Annotated in this window: 14 protein-coding genes; 8 read left to right on the top strand and 6 right to left on the bottom strand. The window is 65.1% G+C overall.

Annotation, left to right across the window (positions count from 1 at the left end; translation table 11 throughout):
• Window positions 1-32: 32 nt before the first annotated feature.
• The 4 genes from HUK82_RS05030 to HUK82_RS05015 form a co-directional block, all read right to left on the bottom strand.
• Window positions 33-1,454, bottom strand: coding sequence for an FGGY family carbohydrate kinase (locus HUK82_RS05030; RefSeq protein WP_176612903.1), 1,422 nt, complete (start codon window positions 1,452-1,454; stop codon window positions 33-35).
• Window positions 1,451-2,662: an NAD(P)/FAD-dependent oxidoreductase gene (locus HUK82_RS05025; protein WP_176612902.1), complete on the bottom strand. Its 1,212-nt coding sequence runs from the start codon at window positions 2,660-2,662 to the stop codon at window positions 1,451-1,453. Before HUK82_RS05025 ends, HUK82_RS05030 begins: the two co-directional genes overlap by 4 nt.
• Entirely contained in the window at window positions 2,652-4,034 is a 1,383-nt protein-coding gene (locus HUK82_RS05020; RefSeq protein WP_264802209.1) for an NAD(P)/FAD-dependent oxidoreductase, read from the bottom strand. The genes HUK82_RS05025 and HUK82_RS05020 overlap by 11 nt, the downstream gene beginning before the upstream one ends.
• A gap of 128 nt (window positions 4,035-4,162) precedes the next feature.
• Window positions 4,163-5,089, bottom strand: a complete 927-nt coding sequence (locus HUK82_RS05015; RefSeq protein WP_176612901.1) for a LysR family transcriptional regulator — start codon at window positions 5,087-5,089, stop codon at window positions 4,163-4,165.
• Between the two features lie 304 nt (window positions 5,090-5,393).
• Between HUK82_RS05015 and HUK82_RS05010 the strand changes: the two genes are divergently transcribed.
• The 4 genes from HUK82_RS05010 (at window position 5,394) to HUK82_RS04995 (ending at window position 12,111) form a co-directional block, all read left to right on the top strand.
• Window positions 5,394-7,844, top strand: coding sequence for a TonB-dependent receptor (locus HUK82_RS05010; protein WP_176612900.1), 2,451 nt, complete (start codon window positions 5,394-5,396; stop codon window positions 7,842-7,844).
• Between the two features lie 37 nt (window positions 7,845-7,881).
• Window positions 7,882-9,150 carry an MFS transporter gene (locus tag HUK82_RS05005; RefSeq protein ID WP_176612899.1) on the top strand — a complete coding sequence of 423 codons (1,269 nt, stop codon included), beginning with the start codon at window positions 7,882-7,884 and terminating at the stop codon, window positions 9,148-9,150.
• A gap of 30 nt (window positions 9,151-9,180) precedes the next feature.
• A complete protein-coding gene (locus tag HUK82_RS05000) occupies window positions 9,181-9,852 on the top strand; it encodes an RraA family protein (RefSeq protein WP_176612898.1) in 672 nt (223 codons plus the stop codon).
• 132 nt (window positions 9,853-9,984) lie between these two features.
• Window positions 9,985-12,111: a catalase gene (locus HUK82_RS04995; RefSeq protein WP_176612897.1), complete on the top strand. Its 2,127-nt coding sequence runs from the start codon at window positions 9,985-9,987 to the stop codon at window positions 12,109-12,111.
• An 87-nt stretch (window positions 12,112-12,198) separates the two neighbouring features.
• Here the strand turns inward: HUK82_RS04995 and HUK82_RS04990 are convergent, their stop codons facing one another.
• A complete protein-coding gene (locus HUK82_RS04990) occupies window positions 12,199-14,109 on the bottom strand; it encodes a potassium transporter Kup (RefSeq protein ID WP_176612896.1) in 1,911 nt (636 codons plus the stop codon).
• Window positions 14,110-14,361: 252 nt separating this feature from the next.
• Between HUK82_RS04990 and HUK82_RS04985 the strand changes: the two genes are divergently transcribed.
• Window positions 14,362-15,882, top strand: a complete 1,521-nt coding sequence (locus HUK82_RS04985) for an FAD-dependent oxidoreductase (protein ID WP_176612895.1) — start codon at window positions 14,362-14,364, stop codon at window positions 15,880-15,882.
• Here the strand turns inward: HUK82_RS04985 and HUK82_RS04980 are convergent.
• Entirely contained in the window at window positions 15,879-17,198 is a 1,320-nt protein-coding gene (locus HUK82_RS04980) for an Nramp family divalent metal transporter (protein ID WP_176612894.1), read from the bottom strand. The two genes, HUK82_RS04985 and HUK82_RS04980, sit on opposite strands and share 4 nt — an antisense overlap.
• A gap of 747 nt (window positions 17,199-17,945) precedes the next feature.
• Here HUK82_RS04980 and HUK82_RS04975 point away from each other — a divergent pair.
• The 3 genes from HUK82_RS04975 to HUK82_RS04965 form a co-directional block, all read left to right on the top strand.
• The gene (locus HUK82_RS04975; protein ID WP_176612915.1) at window positions 17,946-18,719 is read left to right on the top strand and encodes a siderophore-interacting protein; all 774 of its coding nucleotides are present in this window, start codon (window positions 17,946-17,948) and stop codon (window positions 18,717-18,719) included.
• A 92-nt stretch (window positions 18,720-18,811) separates the two neighbouring features.
• On the top strand, window positions 18,812-19,921 hold the full coding sequence (locus HUK82_RS04970) for an NADH:flavin oxidoreductase/NADH oxidase (protein WP_176612893.1): 1,110 nt from the start codon (window positions 18,812-18,814) through the stop codon (window positions 19,919-19,921).
• A gap of 9 nt (window positions 19,922-19,930) precedes the next feature.
• Window positions 19,931-20,948, top strand: a 1,018-nt coding sequence (locus HUK82_RS04965) for a Zn-dependent hydrolase (protein WP_317134851.1), incomplete at its 3' end; no start/stop codon positions are given.

The following is a 20,948-nucleotide window of genomic DNA, read 5'->3' as shown; positions in this document are numbered from 1 at the left end:
GGTGCGGCTCTTGGCCAGATTCGCTACGTCGTTCATGCGCACTTTCCGTCCGGCTGTCCGACCCCGGTCAATGCGTCGAACGCGGCGATGGCACGTTCAGGCACCGCATGCTGTGGGATCGCCATGCGCCAGTCCACGGGCGGCTCGCCGCCCAGTGACGCGTTTCGGGCGCATAAGCCGAGCAATCCCGATGCGGTCAGGTCGGCATGGTCGACGTACTGCACCTCCATCGCAAACAGATCGGCGAGAAAGGCGCGAAAGGATTCGTTGCGGGTCAGGCCGCCATCAATCGACAGGCGTGACACCGGGCGACCCTGGGCCTGCTCGAAGGCCTTGACGACCTGCCGTGCGCGCAGGCCGACCCCCTCCCATATGGCACGGCCAAGATCTTCGCGGCCTGTTGACCGTTCCAGACCGGTCCAGCTGCCCCGCACGTCGCGTCTCCAGGTCGGCGCGCCCAGTCCGTTCAGCGCGGGTACGAAGAAGAGGCCGCGTTCCGCACAGGTCCGGGTCCTGTCCCATGCGGGCGCGTTGGTGTCGATCACGCCGACCGAGCGCCCCCAGTCGACCGCCGCCCCCGCGCACAACACGCCGCCGTCGAGCGCATAGTGCGTGGCGCCGTCGAAATCCCACGCCACCGTGGCCAAGAGGCCCGAGTCGGCGTTCACCAGGGGTGTGCGCCCGGTAAGGCCGAGCACGAACGCCCCGGTACCGAAGGTGATCTTGACCGCATCAGGCGCGCGACAGCCATGGCCATATAGGGATGCCTGCTGGTCGACGATCGAGGCGGCGATGGCGGGTCCCCCCGCCACACCGCCGAACGGACCGTCCGTGCGCCTGATCGTTGGCAGGCACTCCATCGGGATGCCGAACAGGGCACACAGGTCATCGTCCCAGGTTCCATGCCGGATATCCATCAGCGAGGTGCGCGACGCTGTCGCGACGTCGGTCGTCGCGTGCCCGGTGAGGCAGTCGAGAAACCATGCGTCACTGGTGCCCAGCTTCAGCAAACCCCGGGCGGCGAGAGCCCGTGCGTCCGGCACATGATCAAGGAGCCATCGCAGTTTCGACGCCGAAAAATAGGCGTCCAGCGGCAACCCCGCGCGCTCGAGCGTCAGAGCCTCGGCCCCGTCGGCACGCAGGCGCTCGACCATCTCGGTCGTGCGCAGATCCTGCCACACAATGGCATTGGCAAGCGGCTCGCGCGTCGTCGCGTGCCAAGCCACGACTGTCTCTCCCTGATTGGCCAGGCCAAGCAGAGCGGCGTCCGGTGCAGCACCGATCAGCGTGCGAATATGCGACAACAGTTCGTGCGGGTCGTGCTCCACCCAGCCCGGGCGGGGATGGATCTGCCGGTGTGTCAGGCTGCCGACGGGCGCGATCGCCCCCCCGGCCTGCCAGCGATAGGCCTTGGTGCCCGTCGTTCCCTGATCGATGGCCAGACAGACGCTCATGGCTCCGCCGTCTCGCGCTCGAGAGAGACATGCGACGCGTCTAGCGGATCGGGAACCGTGAGCGTGATGTCCAGTCGCGGCCACAGCAGCGTGTGGCCCGATCGCCGGGCGATCACGCGCCGTGACGCGTCTCGTGCCACAAGATCGCCGCGCGCGACCGAGCTGTCACGGGCAAACAATCTTGCCGTCTGACCCACGCCGGTCAGGCGTTGCGGGTACACATAGCCAAGCCCGGTCGTTCTGACAGATACGTAAGGGGTGGGGGCCGGGAGATCGCCCGACAGCGCGCGCAGGATGGCGCGGGCGGCATCCCGGCCTTCCCGCGCGACATATCCCGAATGTTCGACACCCCGCAGCACGTTGCCGGCCGCGAACACTTGCGGGTCGTCGCACCGATAGAAATTATCGATGATCGGGCCACGCGTCCCGTCGAGATCGCGACGGACGGCGTTGCCGTCGGCCAGGGTTGCCTCGGGCCTGAAGCAGCCGGTCAAGACGACGCTGTCGCAGGGCAGCAACGCCTGGCGGCCCCGATGTTCGACCATGACACCTTCGACGCGGTCGCGGCCCAGAATCTCGACCAGCCGTGTCGCGGTTCGCACCGGGACGCGGTAGCGCCAGGACGCGGCGTGGCCGACCACCGAGGGCACACTGAGGTGCGCGTGTTCCTCCAGCAGTGCCACGGGACGCGCGCCGGCATGACGCGCCGTCGCCAGTGCCGAAAACGCGACCAGTTCGCTGCCGATCACGACCGGCGTGCGAAACGGCAGCCGCCCGAACCGCGCCAGTTCCTGAAACGCACCGGTGTTCAACACGCCGAAGGGGCGCATTCCCCCGATCAGGCGCGGAGCGCGTGGTGTTTCCCGAATCCCGGTCGCCAGAAGAATGGCCCGTGCCCGCATGGTCTGCGCCCCATGCGGCGTATTGACCTGTACAATCCCGCCCGGTTCGATGGCCGTCACGGCACAATCGGTCAGGAACGTGGCCCCCCGCGCGGCATGCACCAGCGCGCGGGCGTAACGCGGCCCGCGCCAGACACGGTGGAAGTCGAGCATGCCCCATCCGGGGTGCTGGCAGAAGCGGGGCAGGCCACCACACTCAGGGTTACGTTCGATGACCACCACGTCGCGCACGCCCCCGCGCAGCAGGGTGCGCGCGGCGGTGAGGCCAGCGGGCCCGCCACCGATGATGATGACATCATGCGTCATGGGACGCAGCCTCCAGCCCCGGAAGGCGCCCGCACGCCAGTTCGACCACCCGTCGCGTGCAATAGAACCCCTGGCAACGCCCCATCATGCAGCGGGTCCGCCGGCGAAGTCCGCCGATTGAGCCCGCCGGCACCAGCGGGTCGTCGAGGGCCGCCGCGATGTCGGACTGCGTCACCGCCTCGCAGTGGCAGACGATGGGTGATCGCCCGGGACGAGAGGCCGATCGCGGAAGCGCCTGTGTGAGGTTGGGCACCGTCGGCCATAATGGATCGGGCAGCGGGCGGAGGGGACCGAACGTGTCCTCATACAGCGCCATGACGTGTGCGCTGATGCCCAGTGCCGCGGTCAGACCCGTGGAGCGGATACCGCCGACCGTGATCCAGTGTCGCGCCGCCAGCGCCTCGATCTGGTAATCGGCATGCTCCGTCGCCGGGCGGAGGCCCGCATAGGCCGCCGTAATGTCGTGGTGCGCGAGGTCGGGAAGGATTTTCTCCCCCGCGCGAATCAGGGCCTGCAGTTCGCCCTGCGTCAGCGTCGCGTTGTCCCGGTCGTCCTGCGGCTCCGCCGTCGGGCCGAGCAGCAGGTTGCCAAACGCGGTGCGGGTGATCACGACGCCTTTGGTCACCGGTGTCGGTACGGGCAGGATGATCGACGAGACAAGGCCGTGCGCGCTCTTGTCATAGACGATGAACTGGCCCTTGCGCGGCCGGATGGTGAAGGGGGAGGGGCGCGCGATCGCCTCGACCAGATCGCCCTGCAACCCTGCGCAGTTGATCACGACACGTGCGCGAATGGTCGACGGGTTCGTTCCGATCGTCCACGAACCGTCGGCGAACCGGGCATCGGTTACCGCCGTGGAGCGGAGCAACACACCGCCGTTGGCGACGGCCTGAGACACATACGCCAGGGGGGCGGACCATGGATCGATGACGCTCTCGTTCTCGACGACCAGCGCGCCGAGTGCCGAGGGACCCAGATTGGGTTCGCGCGCGACCAGCGCCGCGCGATCAAGGCGCGTCAGAGGGACGCCGTTTCGTGAGGCCGTCCGGGCTATGGTGTCCAGAGACGCCAGGTCGTCGTTGTTCCAGGCCACAAGGGTCGCGCCCACACGCAACAGAGGCAGCCCAAGGCGCTGGTGGACGGAGCAGTAGCGGGCGTGCCCCTGCTGAACGAGGGTGTGCTCCAGCGTCGCGGGCTTGCAGTCGAAACCGGTGTGAAGGATAGCGCTGTTGGCCTTGCTCGCCCCCTCAAGAATGTCGGGCCCACGCTCGATCAGGACGGCCGACAGGCCCGACAGGACGGCCTCTCGAAAGACGGCCGCACCGACTACCCCGGCCCCAACTATGGCAACATCAAAATTTCGACCCAACACCAGATACCATTGCCCGTTTTCAGCTGTTGATGTGACTGTATGGTCACGGTAGCAGATCACATCGCCACGCCAATCCTAAATCGTGCCAGTCGTGCAACATTTTGCGTCGGTCTGTGCGGCGCGGCGCCTTAGCTGGTGATATCCTGTGCATAACCGTCGGGCAGCGACGCGCAGAACTGCGACACCTGTTCGCGGATGAGGCGCATGAGGGCCGGCAGACTGCCGGGCTCGCGGCGTTCGCGGGTGTAAAGGGCGTATGTGGCCGGGGGCAGCGCATCGGCGGACGGGATCAGATGAACTTCATTGCGCGCCAGCTCATCCATGACGGCGGCGGCGGGCAGGGGGGCAACGCCGAGGTCATGCCGGACAAACTGGACCAGTGTCGCAAGGGAATCCGAATGGCTGATCTGCAATTCGCTGGAGTCCTGGACCTGGAGATACGCGAGAAGCTGTCGTTGTGCCGGGGAGTCAGCGGAGTACGACACCAGCGGCAGATGCAGCAGTTGTTCGCGACGAAGAGGAAGCTCGCAGAGTTTGAGCGTCGCGCCAGACCCGACCCAGAACATGGCGAACGTGCAGAGCAGGCTGGAATCAAGGCCCGGTCGGTCGATGCCTGCGCGCGCGACCACGATGTCGAGGCGCTGTTCGCACAGTGCCTCAAGCAGGTCGTTGCTTTCGGCCGTCTGAAGAACGATCCGCAAGCGGGGTTGAAGATATTGGGCGGCCTTGCTGACCGCCGGCATGACGGCATGGGCCATGCTTCCCACGGCGCCGACGCGAATGCTTTCCGGCGCGGAGGCCGAGCCCTGGACGTCGCGCCGCATCGCGGCCTGCGCGTTCACGATCTCGGTCGCATGACGAATCAGGCGCTGGCCGGCATCGGTCAGGATAAACTCCCGGCTGCGTCGGTCGAACAGCATGCAGCCGAATTCCGCCTCCAGCGCCGCGATACGGTTGGACACCGCCGCTTGCGAGATGTGGCTTGTCTCGGCGGCGAGCCGAAAGCTGCGCAGCCGCTGCACGGCGAGGAAAGTTTCGAGAAACTTGATGTTCATGAAGCGGAAAGTGCCCTGACACGACCGATGACCAGCAGCATATCGTCAGGTCGATGGTATCATGACGCTCACGCATCGTTAAAGGTATGGCATGCCGGTCGATCAGAAAAAATGATCGATCGAGCGGAAAAATCTGTTTGCACTGTCTGACCGTCTCCATAATACGATGCGATATCGAAAGAATGTGCATTCATGGCGTCGGTGCTCTGACCGAACGGGCGATTGAAGGCCCGACATGGGTGGGACGGTTCTCAGGCCTGGAAGGACAGTGACGATGGGCGGACGGCGGTTGAAGCGGCTTCTCTTGAACAGCTCATCGATAGGGGCGGCAGGCGTGGCGCTGGTCGTCGCGGGTCACGCGCTGGCCGCGGGGTCTTCCACGAAGGCCGTGCACCCGGGGCACCACGCCAAGTCTTCGGGCGTCCCCGTGGCGGCATCCAAGGTCCACGTCGCAGCGCCTGCGGTCGCGGCTCCCACGGTCGCCCGCCGGCCAACCGGAGCGCCCGGCACCTCCCATGTCGATAATCCCGAAGAGATCACCGTGAGCAAGGGGCGTGTCATCGGCGGCGGTCTGATGAAGCGTCAGAAGGCACCGGAGAATATCTCGTCGATCACGTCGGCGGCCATCGCGCAGAAAATGTCGGTGGCGTCGCCGCTTCAGCTTGTGTCGACAATGCCAGGCGCGAACTTCGGCACGTCGGACGCCTATGGTCTGTCCATTCGCAACTTCATGTCGGTCCGTGGGCTGGACCAGACCGAGATGGGTTTCTCCGTGGAGGGTATTCCGGGAACGGACATGATGTCCTACTTCCCCTACACCGAGACGTATGCCGACAACGAGAACATCTCCGACATCACGATAACGCCCGGAAACTCCCGTTTGCAGGATCCGATCATCAGTGCGTCGGGCGGCGAGTTCATCGAGAGCGTCCGCAATCCCGGCGATAGGCTGGCAGGCCACATGACGTATTCGGCCGGATCATATCGTGGTCAGCGTATCTTCGGTCGCCTGGATACCGGCTATATCGGACACACCGGCATCAAGGCGTTCGCCTCGTATTCCTACTCGGCGGCGGATAACTATATCGGCAGCGGGCGCAACCAGCGTCAGCACGTGGATCTGAAACTCTACAAGGACTGGGCACCGAATTCCTGGTCGTCGCTATTCCTCTCCTATACGGGCTGGACGAATTCGCGAATCGCACCGATCTCGCTCGCGAATTGGGAAAAAGCTAATCGTGCCGGAGATGGTTTCAGCGCCTATACCTATTCCGGAACCTTCAAGCCGGGCGTTACGTCAGACTACTGGCCCGGTTATGTCTATAACCGGAATGCGATCCTGATGTCGCTTCAGAACAGCTTTCAGCTGACCAACAAGCTGACGTTCCACATCACGCCCTATTTCCGCTATACCGTTTACAATGGCGGTGGTCAGACGGCGCTTAACCCGGCGTCGATTTATAGCGGAAATCAGCGGGTGACGCCGTCCTATGATTCATCCTACCTGCAACCGAACGGGAAGTTGTTCGGCGACACCGTCAATCCGGTGACACAGTATCAGACGGGTGTTAACGCCTATCTTGAATATGACGTCACGCATTCCAACCATCTGATGTTTGGCTATTGGCACGATAACTGGAATACCATCTCGTTTGCCAAGGTGGCATTGATGAACCAGTCTGGACTGACCGAAAGCATTCAGGGCAAGTATCCGCTGCGCGATACGAACGGGCAGATCATCTCTGGCACGCATTACCAGATCGCAACGGACACCAACCAGTTCTTCGTCGGCGACACGCAGTCGTTTTTTCATAACAAATTGCAGATCAGCGCGGGGTTCAAGGAACTCATGTATTACGCGTCGGGCACCAATCAGGCGCCTGGCACGCAGTACAAATTCTCGGCGGCGATCAGCCAGCCAATGCCGCGTTTCAGTATCTCATATGACATCAACCACCAGATGCAGGTGTATGCGAACGCGACGACAAACGCGCGCATGCCGGTGACGAGCTCAACCTACGTCAATACGTATAATCTGGGCACGGGTGGGTATTCCCAGTACGGCAACACCAAGACCAAGCCGGAGTATACGATCGGCGAGCAGTTGGGCTTCCGTTATTATGGGCTCTTCAATGCCGATCTGGCGTTGTTCAATATGAACCTGACGAATCATCAGGTCTCGTCGCTTCAGATCATCAACGGCTCCCTTGTCGGGCAGTCGATCTCGGCCGGTGGTGAATCGATCCAGGGCATCTCGGCGGAAGTCTCGACGCAGCGCTATCACGGTCTGGCGCTCTATGCGAACGGCCAGTACCTGCACACGCGCATGGGCAACGACATCGCGGTCGGCGGCGATCTTCTGCCCACCAAGGGCAAGTCGATGGTCGAAAGCCCGAAATACATGACCAATATCGGCCTGAGTTATGTCAAGGGGCCGTTCTTCTCAAATCTGTCGTTCAAATGGGTGGATTCGCAGTACTCCACATTCATGAATGACGAGAGCATGCCGGCCTACAAGACCGTCGACATCGCGCTGGGGTATCGTCTGCCGTCGTATCGTTTCCTCAAAAGTCCGACGATCAGGCTCAACTTCAACAACCTGTCCAACGTCAAATATCTGGGCAGCCTTGCAAGCGTGACCACGAATGCCTATTCGGTGAAGGGCGTTCATGGAACGCCCATCAGCGGCAGCAAGCCGACCTATTATATGTCGGCACCTTTCGCGGCCATGATGACGTTCTCGGTCGACCTCTGATCGGGGACGCGTGACGTCAAGGTCTTGGGAGGGACGCATGGCAACCACCGATCACGCCACGGCGGACAGGACGGGAGCGCCGGGACGGTCTTGGGCCGTCCTTCTCGGGCTGATCATCCCTGCCGCCGTGCTCATGTCGGTCGACAAACAGGCGATGGTGGTGCTCGCGCCGGAGATCCGGTCGGAATTTCATTTCACGATCGAGCAGACGACGCAGCTTCTGTCGATCGCCGTCGGTGCATACGCCCTGTTCCAGATACCGGCCGGGTGGCTGTGCGAGCGCTTCGGCGCCCGGATGATGCTCGGACTGTCTTGCGTGACATGGTCGATGGCGGTCCTGTTGCTGCCGCTCGGCGGGTCGTTTGCCGGGTTTGCGGTAGCCCGTATTGCGATGGGGTTGTGTCAGTCGCCAGACTGGGCGGCGAGCATCATGATCATTCGCGAGCGCTTTCCCCTCGCGCTGCGGGCGAAGGCGAGCTCCGGCTTGCTGTCCGGACTGTATCTCGGCCTTGTCATCGGTGGTCCTCTCTGCGCCTCTCTCCTGTTGTGGTTCGGCACATGGCGGTGGTGCTTCGTGATTCTGGGGATGATCGGGTTCGCGCTGTCGGGGGCAATATTCTGGTCGTTCCGACAGGGCCTGCGTCCACCCCTGGTTCGCGAAGCCTCGACCTTGAAGGGTTTTGACGGACGCCTTTTCCTGAAGCCGCAGTTTCTGGCGATCGGGTTCGCATATTTCTTCATGATGGGGATACAGAGCTTTTTTACCATCCTGATGCCGCTCTATCTCGTCGAGGTGCGGCACATGAACACCGCCAGCATGGGTAAGATGATCTCGGTTCCGTATTTCTTTCTCTACGGCGCTGTGATCATCATGGGCTTTGTCAGCGACGCGATCGTGCGACGCGCACCCACTGTCTGGTTCGCTCGCGTGCCGCTCGGCATTGTCGGCCTGATCGGCGCCGGGACATTTCAGGCGCTGTCGCTGTCGGCGACGTCAATTCCGGCCACGATCGCGTTCATGTCCGCCGCGATGTTCATGATCGGTATGGGACAGGTCTCGATCTGGACGACGGTCCAGGATCTTGGTCGTGACCATGCGGGCATCATCGTCGGGTGGACGCAATTGCTCGGCAACGGGGCTGGGGCTCTGGTGCCCGTGATAAGCGCCGCTCTGGTGCAGGGCACGCACGGCGACTGGAGCATCATTCGCATGGTGATCGTCATCTGCGGTTTGTGCGGGACAATCGCCTTTCTTTTGACCAATCCGCAGCGGCCGATCGTCCTGCCGCCGCGTGGGGCCGCGTGATCGCCGCGACCTTTTGCTGGAGAAAACAATATGCTTCCGAAATACGTCGTCAATCCGATGCCGGCCCAGTGCAGCGCGGAGGTTCTCGAAATCCTGTCAGGCGTCGAGACCGCCACCATCGGTCACTGGCGCCACATGGGCTTTTGCAACCGCCGCATCCAGCCGCTGCTGCGGGGACGCCGTGTCGTCGGGACGGCCGTGACGCTGGCGATTCCCGGCCCGGATTCGACGCTGCTGCATCATGCGTCGGGCCTGCTGCGGCCGGGCGACATCCTGCTGGTGGACCGTCTGGGCGACGATCGGCACGCGTGCTGGGGCGGCGGCGTGACGGCGGCCGTCAAGGCCTCCGGTGCGGCGGCTGGCGTCGTCGACGGCCCGGTCACGGACCAGGCCGAAATCGAGGAGTCCGATCTGCCGATGTGGGCGGCGGGTGTCGCGCCGATCACGACGCGCATCTACGATCTCGGCGGCCGCATGAACGTGCCTGTGTCGATCGGGGGCGCTGTGGTTCAGCCCGGCGATTACGTTCTGGCTGACGAAAGCGGCGTGCTGGTTCTGCCGCCGGCCGAGGCCGAGGCCGAAGCGCGCCGGGCGCTGGAGGTTCAGGCCCGCGGCAAGGTAAACGAGGCCGAGTTGCGCAAGGGCGTGGTCAAGCTGGGCGATCGCAGCGGGGCCTCGGCAAAGGTCGCGGCAGGCCTCTGAGCCGACCGCACCGTCAAGGGTCATGTGGCCGCCGGACGGGGAGGGAACCCCCGTCCGGCGCATCGCGTTGTGGACCACGTAACGTGCCATCTCGAATGGCGGGCGTGATGCAAACGCGAGCGGGAGACCCCCATGACGGCTTCATCCAGCAAGATTCCCGGGGGCGATCACGCTACCGGCCTCAATATTTCCGCGCGCGGCGAAGGCGGGGAGACTCATCAGACTGCGGGTGGCGAGACACCGTCGCTGACGACGGCGCAGGGCGTACCTGTGTCCGACGACCAGAACTCCCTCCGGCTGGGACAGCGCGGGCCGACGTTGCTGGAAGACTTTCATTTCCGCGAAAAGATTTTTCACTTCGACCATGAACGCATCCCCGAGCGCGTCGTCCATGCGCGTGGCTTCGGGGCGCATGGTTTCTTCGAACTGACGGACTCGCTGTCCGACGTGACGTGCGCCGACGTTCTGCAGCGCCCCGGTGAGCGCGTTCCAGCCTTCGTACGATTTTCGACGGTTGCCGGCAGTCTGGGGTCCTTCGACCTGGCGCGAGACGTGCGCGGCTTTGCGGTCAAGCTCTACACGCAGGAGGGGAACTGGGACATTGTCGGCAACAACATCCCCGTTTTCTTCATTCAGGACGCGATCAAGTTTCCTGACCTGATCCATTCCGTGAAGCCGGAGCCCGATCGCGGATTTCCGCAGGCCCAGTCGGCCCATGACAATTTCTGGGACTTCATCTCGCTGTCGCCCGAGAGCATCAACATGGCGACGTGGGCGATGTCCGACCGGGCGCTCCCACGCTCCTTCCGTTTCATGGAAGGCTTCGGCGTCCACAGCTTCCGGTTCGTTAACGCGAAGGGGGCGTCGACCTATGTGAAATTCCACTGGAAGCCCAAGCTCGGTCTGCAGTCGGTCGTGTGGAACGAAGCGGTGAAGATCAACGGCGCGGACCCTGATTTTCACAGGCGCGATTTGTGGTCGGCTATCCAGAGCGGCAATTTCCCGGAATGGGAACTGGGTGTGCAACTATTCGACGACGCGTTCGCCGATAGTTTCGATTTTGATATTCTGGACGCGACGAAGCTCATCCCCGAAGAACTGGTGCCGGTCAGGCGGGTCGGGCGACTGGTCCTCGATCGCGTGGTGGACAACTTCTTCGCCGAGACCGAGCAGGTTGCGTTCTGCACGCAGAACATTGTGCGGGGCGTGGACTTCACCAACGACCCGTTGTTGCAGGGACGCAATTTCTCGTATCTGGACACGCAGCTGAAGCGTCTTGGTGGCCCAAACTTCACTCATATTCCCATTAATGCGCCGAAATGCCCGTTCCATCATTTCCAGCAGGACGGCCATATGGCGATGCACAACCCGAAGGGGCGTGCGAACTACGAACCAAATTCGTGGGGCGGGGCCGCGGGCGGCCCGCGCGAAGACCACACGCGCGGTTTCGAGTCCTTTCCGGAGCAGAACGCGGGCGTCAAGTCGCGTGTTCGTTCTGCCCGGTTCAGCGATCATTACAGTCAGGCGCGGCAGTTTTACGCCAGCCAGACGGAGCCGGAGCAGGTTCATATCCAGCAGGCGTTCACGTTCGAACTGAGCAAGGTCGAGACCCCCCAGATACGAGCCCGCGTGGTCGCGCATCTACGCAACGTGGATGAAGGCCTGGCCAAGGCGGTCGCGACCGGGCTTGGTCTGGAGACCTTGCCGGAGCCCACGATTCCGGCGTCGCCGGTAGTTGAGGGGCTGTCGGCATCCCCCGCACTCAGTATTGTGAAAAACGGCCCGAAAAGCTTCGAAGGTCGGAAAATCGGTGTTCTGCTGTCCGACGGTTTCGACCCCGCCGTTCTTGCTGCCCTGTGCAAGGCAGCACAGGCCGAAGGCGCAGACGTCGAACTGGTCGGCCCGCGTGTCGGCTATGTGGAGGCAAGCGACGGGCAAAAAGTTCCGGCCGCGCAGAAGGTCAACGGTGGCCCATCCGTGCTCTACGACGCGGTGGCGTTGGTGGTGTCGGCCAAAGGGGCGGACCTGCTGTCGAATGAGGCCACGGCGCGCGACTTCATCGCCGATGCGTACGCGCATGCGAAGTTCATCGCGTACGTGGGTGACGCCGTCCCGCTGATGGAGCGCGCTGGCGTGAGGCAGCAGGATTTCGACGACGGCATCGTGAAGATCGCGGCCGACGCCGATGCCGCAGCGTTCGTGAAGGCCTGTCGTGCCCTCCGCCTGTGGGCGCGGGAGAAGAAAGTCCATGCGGTCTGATAAGAAACGGTCTGCTCCGCTTTCACAGAGCAGACCGCGCGCGTGGTGAGGCAGGCGCCCGGGGCGATCCGGGCGCTTTACCGTGTATCAAAGGGCGATCCGACGACCGATTTCGACCAGTCGATCGGGCGGCAGGGCAAACTGGTCAATCGAATGCCGCGCATTCCGATAAAGGAACGCGAAGACCGGGCGCTCCCAGCGGCGAAGTCCCCCAAAGGCACGCGGCGTGTCGGCGGCGACGATCTCGTCATGTTCGGCAAGAAAGATGGCGTCGTCGGGTGACACCGGGGCACCGTCGTCCGAGGCTGCGGCAAGCGCCTCCAGCAGCCGCGGCGTTTCCATGAAGCCGTAATGGACCGTGATGTGTTCGAGAACGTTCTTGAACGTCTTGCGCACGATGCGTTCGGACGGCGCGATACGCGGCACGTCGCGGCGGAACACGATGCTCAGTGTGATGGCGTGCTGCGGCAGGCCGCCGAACTGTCGCACGTGCAGCCCGACGATCGGGGGGACGGGTTCGTTCACGCGGCTTAGGAACACCACGTGCCCGGGCGTGCGGGGAATGTCATGTCGGCGCAGGTCCTGCTCCAGCGCATCGGGTGACACTGTCGCCTGTGTGTTGGTGTCCTGAAGCGCCATGGTTCCGCGCTGCCAGATGCTCATCACGGCATACAGCGCCAGTGCGATGACCAGCGGAATGTAGCCGCCATCCGCGATCTTGAGCATGTTGGCCGCGAAAAACGCGCAGTCCACGATAAGCAGGCACCCGACGAAGGCTGCGGTCGCCCATAACGGCCAGTGGCGACGCCGATGCAGATAAGCCCCATACAGCAGGCTTGTCAGCAGCATGGTCGTCGACACGGCCATGCCGTAGGCCCCGGCCAGGCGCGCCGAGCTGCCGAAGGTCGTGGTCAGCGCCAGTGTCGCGGCCATGATCATCCAGTTGAGCAGCGGAACGTAGATCTGCCCGGATTCGTGCTCGGACGTATGGTGCAGGCGCACGCCGGGGAACCATCCGACCTGAATGGCCTGCTGGGTCAGGGAAAACACCCCCGTCACGACCGACTGGCTGGCGATGATCGTGGCCAGCGTCGCCAGTCCGACCATGATCCACACCGGCACGTGCCCCCAACTCGATGGGATCAGCCCGTAAAACGGATTGGGCGGCAGGGTGTGGGCGTCCATCAGGGCGCTGGCCTGCCCGCCGTAGCACAGCAGCAGCGCCGGCAGAACGATGACGAACCAGGCCAGCCGGACGGGCAATCGTCCGACGCCGCCCATGTCGGCATACAGGGCTTCGGCCCCCGTGACGGTCAGAAATACACCGCCGAGCAGAATGAAGCTGCGCCATCCGTTCTCGGCCAGAAAGCGCAGGGCGCGGAGGGGATCGAGTGCGCGCAGGACCTCGGGGTGATGCGTGCACGACAACAGACCAAGGCCGCCGATGGCCAGAAACCAGACCAGCATGACCGGGCCGAACAACGCCCCGATTACGCTGGTTCCGGCACGCTGGGCGACGAACAGCATCACCAGGATCGCCAGTGCCGCCGGAAGCACGTAGTGCGATGCCGAGGGCGCGGCGACGGTCATGCCCTCCATCGCGCTGAGGACCGAAATTGACGGCGTCAGCACACTGTCACCAAACAGAAGTGCCCCGCCGAACAGGCCCGCCGACAACAGGATCTTTTGTATCGATGACCGCCACAGGCGGCGATAGGTCGGCGCGTCCTGAATGTCGTCTTCGTTCCGCGCACCGGTCACCAGAGCGGTCAGGGCCAGCACGCCGCCTTCGCCATCGTTGTCGGCGCGCATGACGAACACGCAGTATTTGACGGCCACGACCAGAACGATGGTCCAGACGATCAGCGACAGCACGCCCAGCACCTCATCCGGCGTGACGGTGTGGCCGTGGTCCTGCAATACGGTCTGCATGGCATACAGGGGGCTGGTGCCGATATCGCCGAAGACGATGCCGAGCGCCGTGAGCGTGGGCGCCATCAGGGAGGCGCCCGCAGGGGCAGGGCGATCGCGCCCGGAAGTCTCATCTGTCACGCTGTCTGGTCTCATCCTCGTTCACACGTTGACATGATTTGACACAGTATTGTGCGTGAGACCATTGGTGCCGCAATCGGGGGAGGGAACGAAACGGCCGGGCGGACGTAGGATCGGCAGGCAATCATGCCGTCACGACGCGCGCGACGACCGGCCCGCCCGGGCCACGCTGCCCGTCCCGTCAGGAGGCGCTCCGCCATGCCTGCCCCGAGTTCTGATACCGCCGCGCATGCCCGGACGCCCGGCTGGCACGATGTGGCCGCGCTGGCTGACCTGACACCGGACAGCATCGTGCCCGTGACCGTGGGGGAGACGGCAATGGTTCTGGTCCGGACGGGCGGGGACGTGCGGGCGTACGCGGGCACCTGCCCGCACAAGGGCGCGCCGCTGGAAAAGGGCGCCGTGTGTGACGGGCGGCTGGTCTGTCCGTGGCACAAGGCGTCCTTCCGGCTGGAGGACGGGGGGCTGGTGGAACCTCTGGCCCTTGACCCACTGCCGCTCTACCCCGTCAAGGTGGCGGACGGTCGTGTGCATGTCGGCACGGAGGCGCTTGAGCCGCCCGCCAGAGCGACATGTGCGCCCGATGAGACGGTGCTGATCGTGGGGGGCGGAGCCGGTGGCGTCGGTGCCGCGTGCGCCCTGCGGGAGTTCGGGTTCGACGGCCATATCACGATCGTCGACCCGCAGGCAGAACCGTCCTACGATCGGACGGCCCTCAGCAAGGCCGTTCTGGCCGGTAAGGCGGACGGGAATGCCCCGCCACCCCTCCGCCCCGAAACATTCTGGGCCGAGCAGCGCATCGCGCGTGTCGCGGCCCGCGTTGTGCGCATGAACGTTGCGGCGCGCAGCGTGACACTCGATGACGGGCGCAGCCTGTCGGCCGATCACATCATTCTCGCACCCGGCTCCGTGCCCAGGCCACTGGCGATCCCGGGCGGAGACCTGTCCGCCGTCTTTACGCTTCGGACGGCGGCTGACGCGCAGGCTATCCTGTCGGCGACCGTGGAGACTGGGCGGGTCGTGGTGATCGGGGGAAGCTTTATCGGCATGGAGGCAGCCGCGGCCCTGCGCCAGCGTGGCATGACGGTGGATGTGGTGTCGTCGGCGGCCATTCCGTTCGAGCGGGTTTTCGGCGCTCTGATCGCCAGTCGCTTGCTGGATATGCACCGTGAAAGGGGCGTGACCTGTCACGCGGGGCGCCACGTCACGGCGATCACGGCCGACGGGGCACGTCGCGTCGTGCATCTCGACAATGGTGATACTGTGACGGCGGATGCTGTCGTGGTGGGCATTGGCGTCACACCCGCGCTGGATTTCGCCGCCGATCTCGTCGCCGAGGAAGGCGGCATCGCGGTCGATGCCACGCAACAGGCCGCGCCGGGCATCTATGTCGTCGGCGACTGCGCCCGCATACCGCGTGAAGGCCATACCGTCCGTATCGAGCATTGGCGCGAGGCCGAGGTTCAGGGCCGTCGGGCCGCGCGGGCGATTGTGGGGCTCGATCAGTCCGACGAAGGCGTGCCATGGTTCTGGACGCAGCAGTTCGATGCCAAGATCGAGTATGCTGGCGCGGCGCAACCGTTCGACGACGTAAAGATCACGGGTGACCTTCAGGGGTTCGATTTCGAGGCGCAACTGCTGCATCGCGGCAAGCGCGTGGGTATCGTCTCCGCCGGTCGGCCCCGGGCCACCATCCCCGCGACGCAGACGGGTCTCTAGCCCACCACGTCGAACAGCAGCTTGCCATTGAGGATCAGGATCAGGCCCGCGGTGGTCCAGGCCGCGACCTTCATCACCGGCCCGATTGCAAACGGCCCCATCAACGCCCGGTCCGACACCAGCCGCACGAGCGGTATCACGGCAAACGGAAGCTGCATTGACAGGATGACCTGACTGAACAGCAGAAGGTCGTTCACGCTGCCGTCGCCCCGGATCAGGACGACGAAGACCACGGGCACGATCGCCAGTCCGCGCGTCAGCAGGCGCCGTGCCCACGGGGCGAGGCGCAGGTCGAGGAAGCCTTCCATGACGATCTGCCCGGCGAGCGTGCCGGTGACCGTCGAGTTCGTGCCCGCCGCCAGCAGCGCGACGGCGAAGAGAGTCGACGCGATGCCGTAGCCGAGCAGGGGCGACAGCAGATGGTAGGCATCCTGAAGCTCGGCGACGTCCTGATGGCCGGAGCCATGAAAGGCGGCGGCCGCGACGATCAGGATCGCCGCGTTGACGAACAGGGCGAGCGACAGGGCGATGGAACTGTCCCACACGCTCCAGCGCAGTGCGTCCTGACGGCCCGACGGCGTGCGCGGATAGGCGCGCGACTGGACGATCGAGGAATGCAGATACAGGTTGTGAGGCATCACGGTCGCCCCGATGATCCCGATCGCGATGTAAAGCATGGCCCCGTTGGTCACGATCGACGCGTGCGGGACGAAGCCGCTCAGGATCGCCCCCCCGTGAGGGGCCGCGAACAGGACCTGCAACCCGAAGCAGGCGGCGATGATCGTCATCAGGGCGATGATGAAGGCTTCCAGCCACCGAAACCCACGGTTCATCAGCAGCAGGACCAGAACCGCGTCGCAGGCCGAAAGCAGCGTGCCGACCAGAATGGGCAGGCCGAACAGCATCTGCAGGGCGATCGCCGTGCCGATGACCTCGGCCAGATCGCACGCCATGATGGCCAGTTCGCACGCGGCCCATAGCGCGCGACTGACCGCGGGTGAATAGCGCGCCCGGCAGGCCTGCGCGAGGTCGAGCCCCGTGCCGATGCCCAGACGCGCCGCGAGTGCCTGCAACAGCATCGCCATCACGTTGGACAACAGGATGACGAACAGCAGCGTAAAGCCGAACTGCGCGCCGCCCTGCAGGTCCGTGGCCCAGTTTCCTGGATCCATATAGCCGACCGACACCATGTAGCCCGGCCCGACAAAGGCGAGGAAGCGGCGGAACCACGGCGCCCCGGCACCGGGGATCGGAATGCTGCCGATGACGTCTGCCGCGTCGCGGGCAATACCGGGGTGTCGGGACAGGAAGGCCATGACCACACTCAAACGGAAGTCGGGCGGATATGCAATGTGCTATATCGTTATGCCGAGGCACGGTCGGGAAGCGGTCCGCGGTATCGCAAGGGCACCAGGGTCAAAATTCAGATATATCTTGAAAACCGATATATCGAGATGTATATCGAATTCATGAGACATGAACACATGTACCCGTCCGGCCGTGGCCGGTTCCTCCCCTCCAGCAACGGGGCCGGGCATGGTTGGGGACAAGGCCCCACCGGCCCCCATCGCGGGCGCCACCGCGTGTTCGACCGTTGCGCCATCAGGGTGCTGGTCCTCGGTCTGATCGCGGAGCGACCAGGCAACCGTGAGGATCTTATCGGCATGATCGAGGAACGGTCGGCGGCCGTCCACGTGCCCGGCCCGGACGTGATCTCTCCCGCGCTGACCTGGCTGGAAGAGGCTGGCGAGATCGAAGCAGTGCAGACCGAAGGCCACGCGCTGTTCCGCGTGACCGAGACGGGACACGCAGCGCTTGCCGCCGGTCAGGACCAGCTCGCGGCGATCATGGCACGCCTGACCGGCACGCAACGCTCCGGCGCGCGCGATCGCGGCGGGTTTCCGGCCATGCGGGCGAAGGAAAACCTCCAGACCGCAGTGCGGACGCAGCTGCGGAATGATGGGCTGGAGACGACGGCCGAACACAGGATCGCGTCCATTCTGGACGGCGCCGCACGCGCCGTGGAACGCGCGGGCGAAGGCGGGGACGCGCAACGTCGCGCCATGGAAGACGGCATGACCGCCGTCGAGCCCGCCTCTCCGGTCATCCGCCGCGTGCGGCACGCGTTGCGCCGCCGCGCGCTCACCGTGATGTCGGTCGAGCGGGCAGGGACGCACATGATCCGTGTCACATTGACCGGCGAGGCGCTTGAAGACTTCGTCAGCCTTGCGCCCGACGATCACATCAAAATCTTCCTGCCCGACCCCGTGAACGGTGAGGTCCGCCGCGATTACACCCCGCGCCGCCATGATCGCGCGTCCAACACGCTGGTTGTGGACTTCGTCGACCACGCGGGCGGTCCGGCGGCCGACTGGGCGCGCTCGGCCCGCTTCGGGGATCGGCTTGAGATCGCCGGCCCGAAGGGCTCGGGGGTGATCGAGGGGCCGATCAGCGACTGGGTGCTGGTCGGGGACGAGACCGCACTTCCCGCCATCGGACGGCGGGTGGAGGAACTGGACGCCGGCATCCCCGTGACCACGCTGGTGGCGGTTCCCGGCCCCGGGGACGAACAGGTTTTCGTGACGGCGGCTCGACACGAGGCCCGCTGGCTTCATCGGCCCGTCGATCATGCCGACCGTCCGGACGAGATCATCGCGCGGCTGGAGCGGATGGTGATCGGGCCCGCGACGTTCGTCTGGGTCGCGGCCGAAGGCGGCGTCGCCCGCGCCGTGCGGCGCTACCTGATCGAGGAGCGCGGGATTGCGCCGCAGTGGATCAAGGCGGCCGGATACTGGCAGAAGGGCCATGCGGACGCGTCCGTCAAGGATGTCGGCTGACGGTTGACGGGTGGTGTGGATTTCTGCCGAACTGACCTCATATCCCGGACCAGTGTCTGGATGGACGAGACACGGCACAGGCAGAGGTCGACATGACACCACCCCTTTTCGAGCCTTTTTCCCTCAAGTCGGCGCGGCTCCGCAACCGCATCGCCGTCCCGCCGATGTGCCAGTACAGCGCGGTCGACGGCTTCCTGACCGATTGGCATCCCGCGCATTACGCGGGCCTGGCGCGTGGTGGCGCGGGACTGGTGATCGTCGAGGCGACGGCCGTGTCCCCGGAGGGGCGCATCACCCCGGGCTGCGCAGGGCTGTGGGACGACCGCCACATCGCGGGCATGGCTGCCGTCGCCCGGGGGATCCGGTCGGCCGGGGCGGTGCCCGGCCTCCAGATCGGGCATGCGGGGCGGAAGGCCAGCGCCAACCGCCCGTGGGAGGGCGACGACCATATCCCCGACGGCGCACTCGGGGCATGGGAGACGATCTCGCCGTCCGCCGTGGCCTTTGGCGCCAATCTGCCCAGAGTTCCGCGCGAAATGACTCTGGCCGATATCGCGCGTGTCCAGGCCGATTTCGTGGCCGCGGCACGTCGGGCGGTTGAGGCGGGTTTCGAATGGCTCGAACTGCATTTCGCCCACGGTTACCTCGCGCAGAGCTTTCTCTCGGTGCACGCCAACCATCGCACCGACGCGTATGGTGGCGACCTGGCCGGTCGCAGCCGCTTCCTGATCGAGACAGTGCGGGCGGTCCGCGCGGTCTGGCCGGAGACGTTTCCCCTGACCGCGCGCCTCGGCGTGATCGAATATGACGGACGGGACGAGGAAACGCTGGCCGAGGCGATCACGCTGACCAAAAGCCTCAAGGCCGAAGGTCTCGACATGCTCAATGTCAGCATCGGGTTTTCGACGCCGGACGCGAAGATCCCGTGGGGACCGGCGTTCCTCGGCCCGGTTGCCGAGCGGGTGCGGCGGGAGGCGGAGTTGCCGGTTGCCTCCGCCTGGGGGTTCGATACGCCCGAACTTGCCGATGACGCGGTGAAAAACGGCCAGCTCGATCTCGCCATGGTCGGACGCAGGCATCTGGCCGATCCGCACTGGCCTTACGTCGCGGCACAGGCGCTGGGCGTCGATCGTCCAGCCTGGGTGCTGCCCGCGCCATACGCGCACTGGCTGGAGCGTTATCGCCCCTCCGCCCCCAAATAGGGCGCCGCGGTGATCGGACAGATAACGGAGGACGTATGGTCGGCCCGTGGGCGCCGGGTCGTCGACCGGTGTGACACGCTGGGCATGGGGCCGTATTCGGACATGGAGGGCGGCCTGTTCCGGCCGTATCTCGGCCCCGCGCACCATGCGACGATCGAGCGTCTCACCGAGTGGATGACGCAGGCGGGGCTCTCGGTCCGCCTCGATGGCGCAGGCACCCTGATTGGCCGTTATGAGGGGAGTGTTCCGAACGCGCCGGCGCTCGTGATCGGCTCCCACATCGACAGCGTCCGGGACGGGGGGCGATATGACGGGATGTTGGGCGTGGTGCTGGGCATCGAGGCGGTCGCGGTCCTGCATGCCGAGAGTCTGCGTCTGCCGTATGCGATCGAAGTGGTCGGGTTCGGGGATGAGGAGGGCTCCCGCTTTCCCGTCTCCATGCTGACCAGCCGCGCCTTCGCCGGAACGCTGGGCGGGCAGGATCTGACGTTGTGCGACGCAGCCGGGGTCAGGCTGGATGACGCGCTGGCCGCGTTCGGTCTGTCGTCGCGGTCGCTGCCGGACGCCGCCCGCAGCCCGGCCGACCTGCGCGCCTATCTCGAGGTGCATATCGAGCAGGGTCCCGTGCTGGAGGCCGAGAGGCGGTCTCTGGGCGTGGTCGATGCCATCGCTGGGCAATACAGGTTTCAGGCCACCGTGCGCGGGACCGCCGGGCATGCCGGTACCATGGCCATGTCGCTGCGCCGGGATGCGCTGGCGGCGGCGGCCGAGATGGTGCTGGCGATCGAGACATGCGGGCGCGCCGGGCCGGACGATCTGGTCGCCACGGTCGGGCGCATGGAAGTCCGACCGGGCGCCTCCAACGTCGTGCCCGGGGAGGTCGTCTTTACCCTCGATATCCGTGCGGGCAACGACGTGGTGCGCGGTCGGGCGGCGGACGCCGTGTGCGCGGCATTGCATCAGATCGCCCGCCGCCGGGACGTGTCGCTGGACCTTGTGCGCCAGCAGGACCTGCCGGCCACGCCAT

The organism is Ameyamaea chiangmaiensis (genome assembly GCF_013376175.1).
Lineage (GTDB): Bacteria > Pseudomonadota > Alphaproteobacteria > Acetobacterales > Acetobacteraceae > Ameyamaea > Ameyamaea chiangmaiensis.
This window is presented reverse-complemented; position numbering and strand designations above follow the sequence as displayed.

Bases quoted from the DNA above. Each gene is read 5' to 3' on its own strand.
- HUK82_RS05030 (WP_176612903.1), bottom strand. From the start codon at position 1,454: ATGAGCGTCTGTCTGGCCATCGATCAGGGAACGACGGGCACCAAGGCC.
- HUK82_RS05025 (WP_176612902.1), bottom strand. From the start codon at position 2,662: ATGACGCATGATGTCATCATCATCGGTGGCGGGCCCGCTGGCCTCACC.
- HUK82_RS05015 (WP_176612901.1), bottom strand. From the start codon at position 5,089: ATGAACATCAAGTTTCTCGAAACTTTCCTCGCCGTGCAGCGGCTGCGC.
- HUK82_RS05005 (WP_176612899.1), top strand. From the start codon at position 7,882: ATGGCAACCACCGATCACGCCACGGCGGACAGGACGGGAGCGCCGGGA.
- HUK82_RS05000 (WP_176612898.1), top strand. From the start codon at position 9,181: ATGCTTCCGAAATACGTCGTCAATCCGATGCCGGCCCAGTGCAGCGCG.
- HUK82_RS04995 (WP_176612897.1), top strand. From the start codon at position 9,985: ATGACGGCTTCATCCAGCAAGATTCCCGGGGGCGATCACGCTACCGGC.
- HUK82_RS04990 (WP_176612896.1), bottom strand. From the start codon at position 14,109: ATGGCGCCCACGCTCACGGCGCTCGGCATCGTCTTCGGCGATATCGGC.
- HUK82_RS04985 (WP_176612895.1), top strand. From the start codon at position 14,362: ATGCCTGCCCCGAGTTCTGATACCGCCGCGCATGCCCGGACGCCCGGC.
- HUK82_RS04980 (WP_176612894.1), bottom strand. From the start codon at position 17,198: ATGGCCTTCCTGTCCCGACACCCCGGTATTGCCCGCGACGCGGCAGAC.
- HUK82_RS04975 (WP_176612915.1), top strand. From the start codon at position 17,946: ATGGAAGACGGCATGACCGCCGTCGAGCCCGCCTCTCCGGTCATCCGC.
- HUK82_RS04970 (WP_176612893.1), top strand. From the start codon at position 18,812: ATGACACCACCCCTTTTCGAGCCTTTTTCCCTCAAGTCGGCGCGGCTC.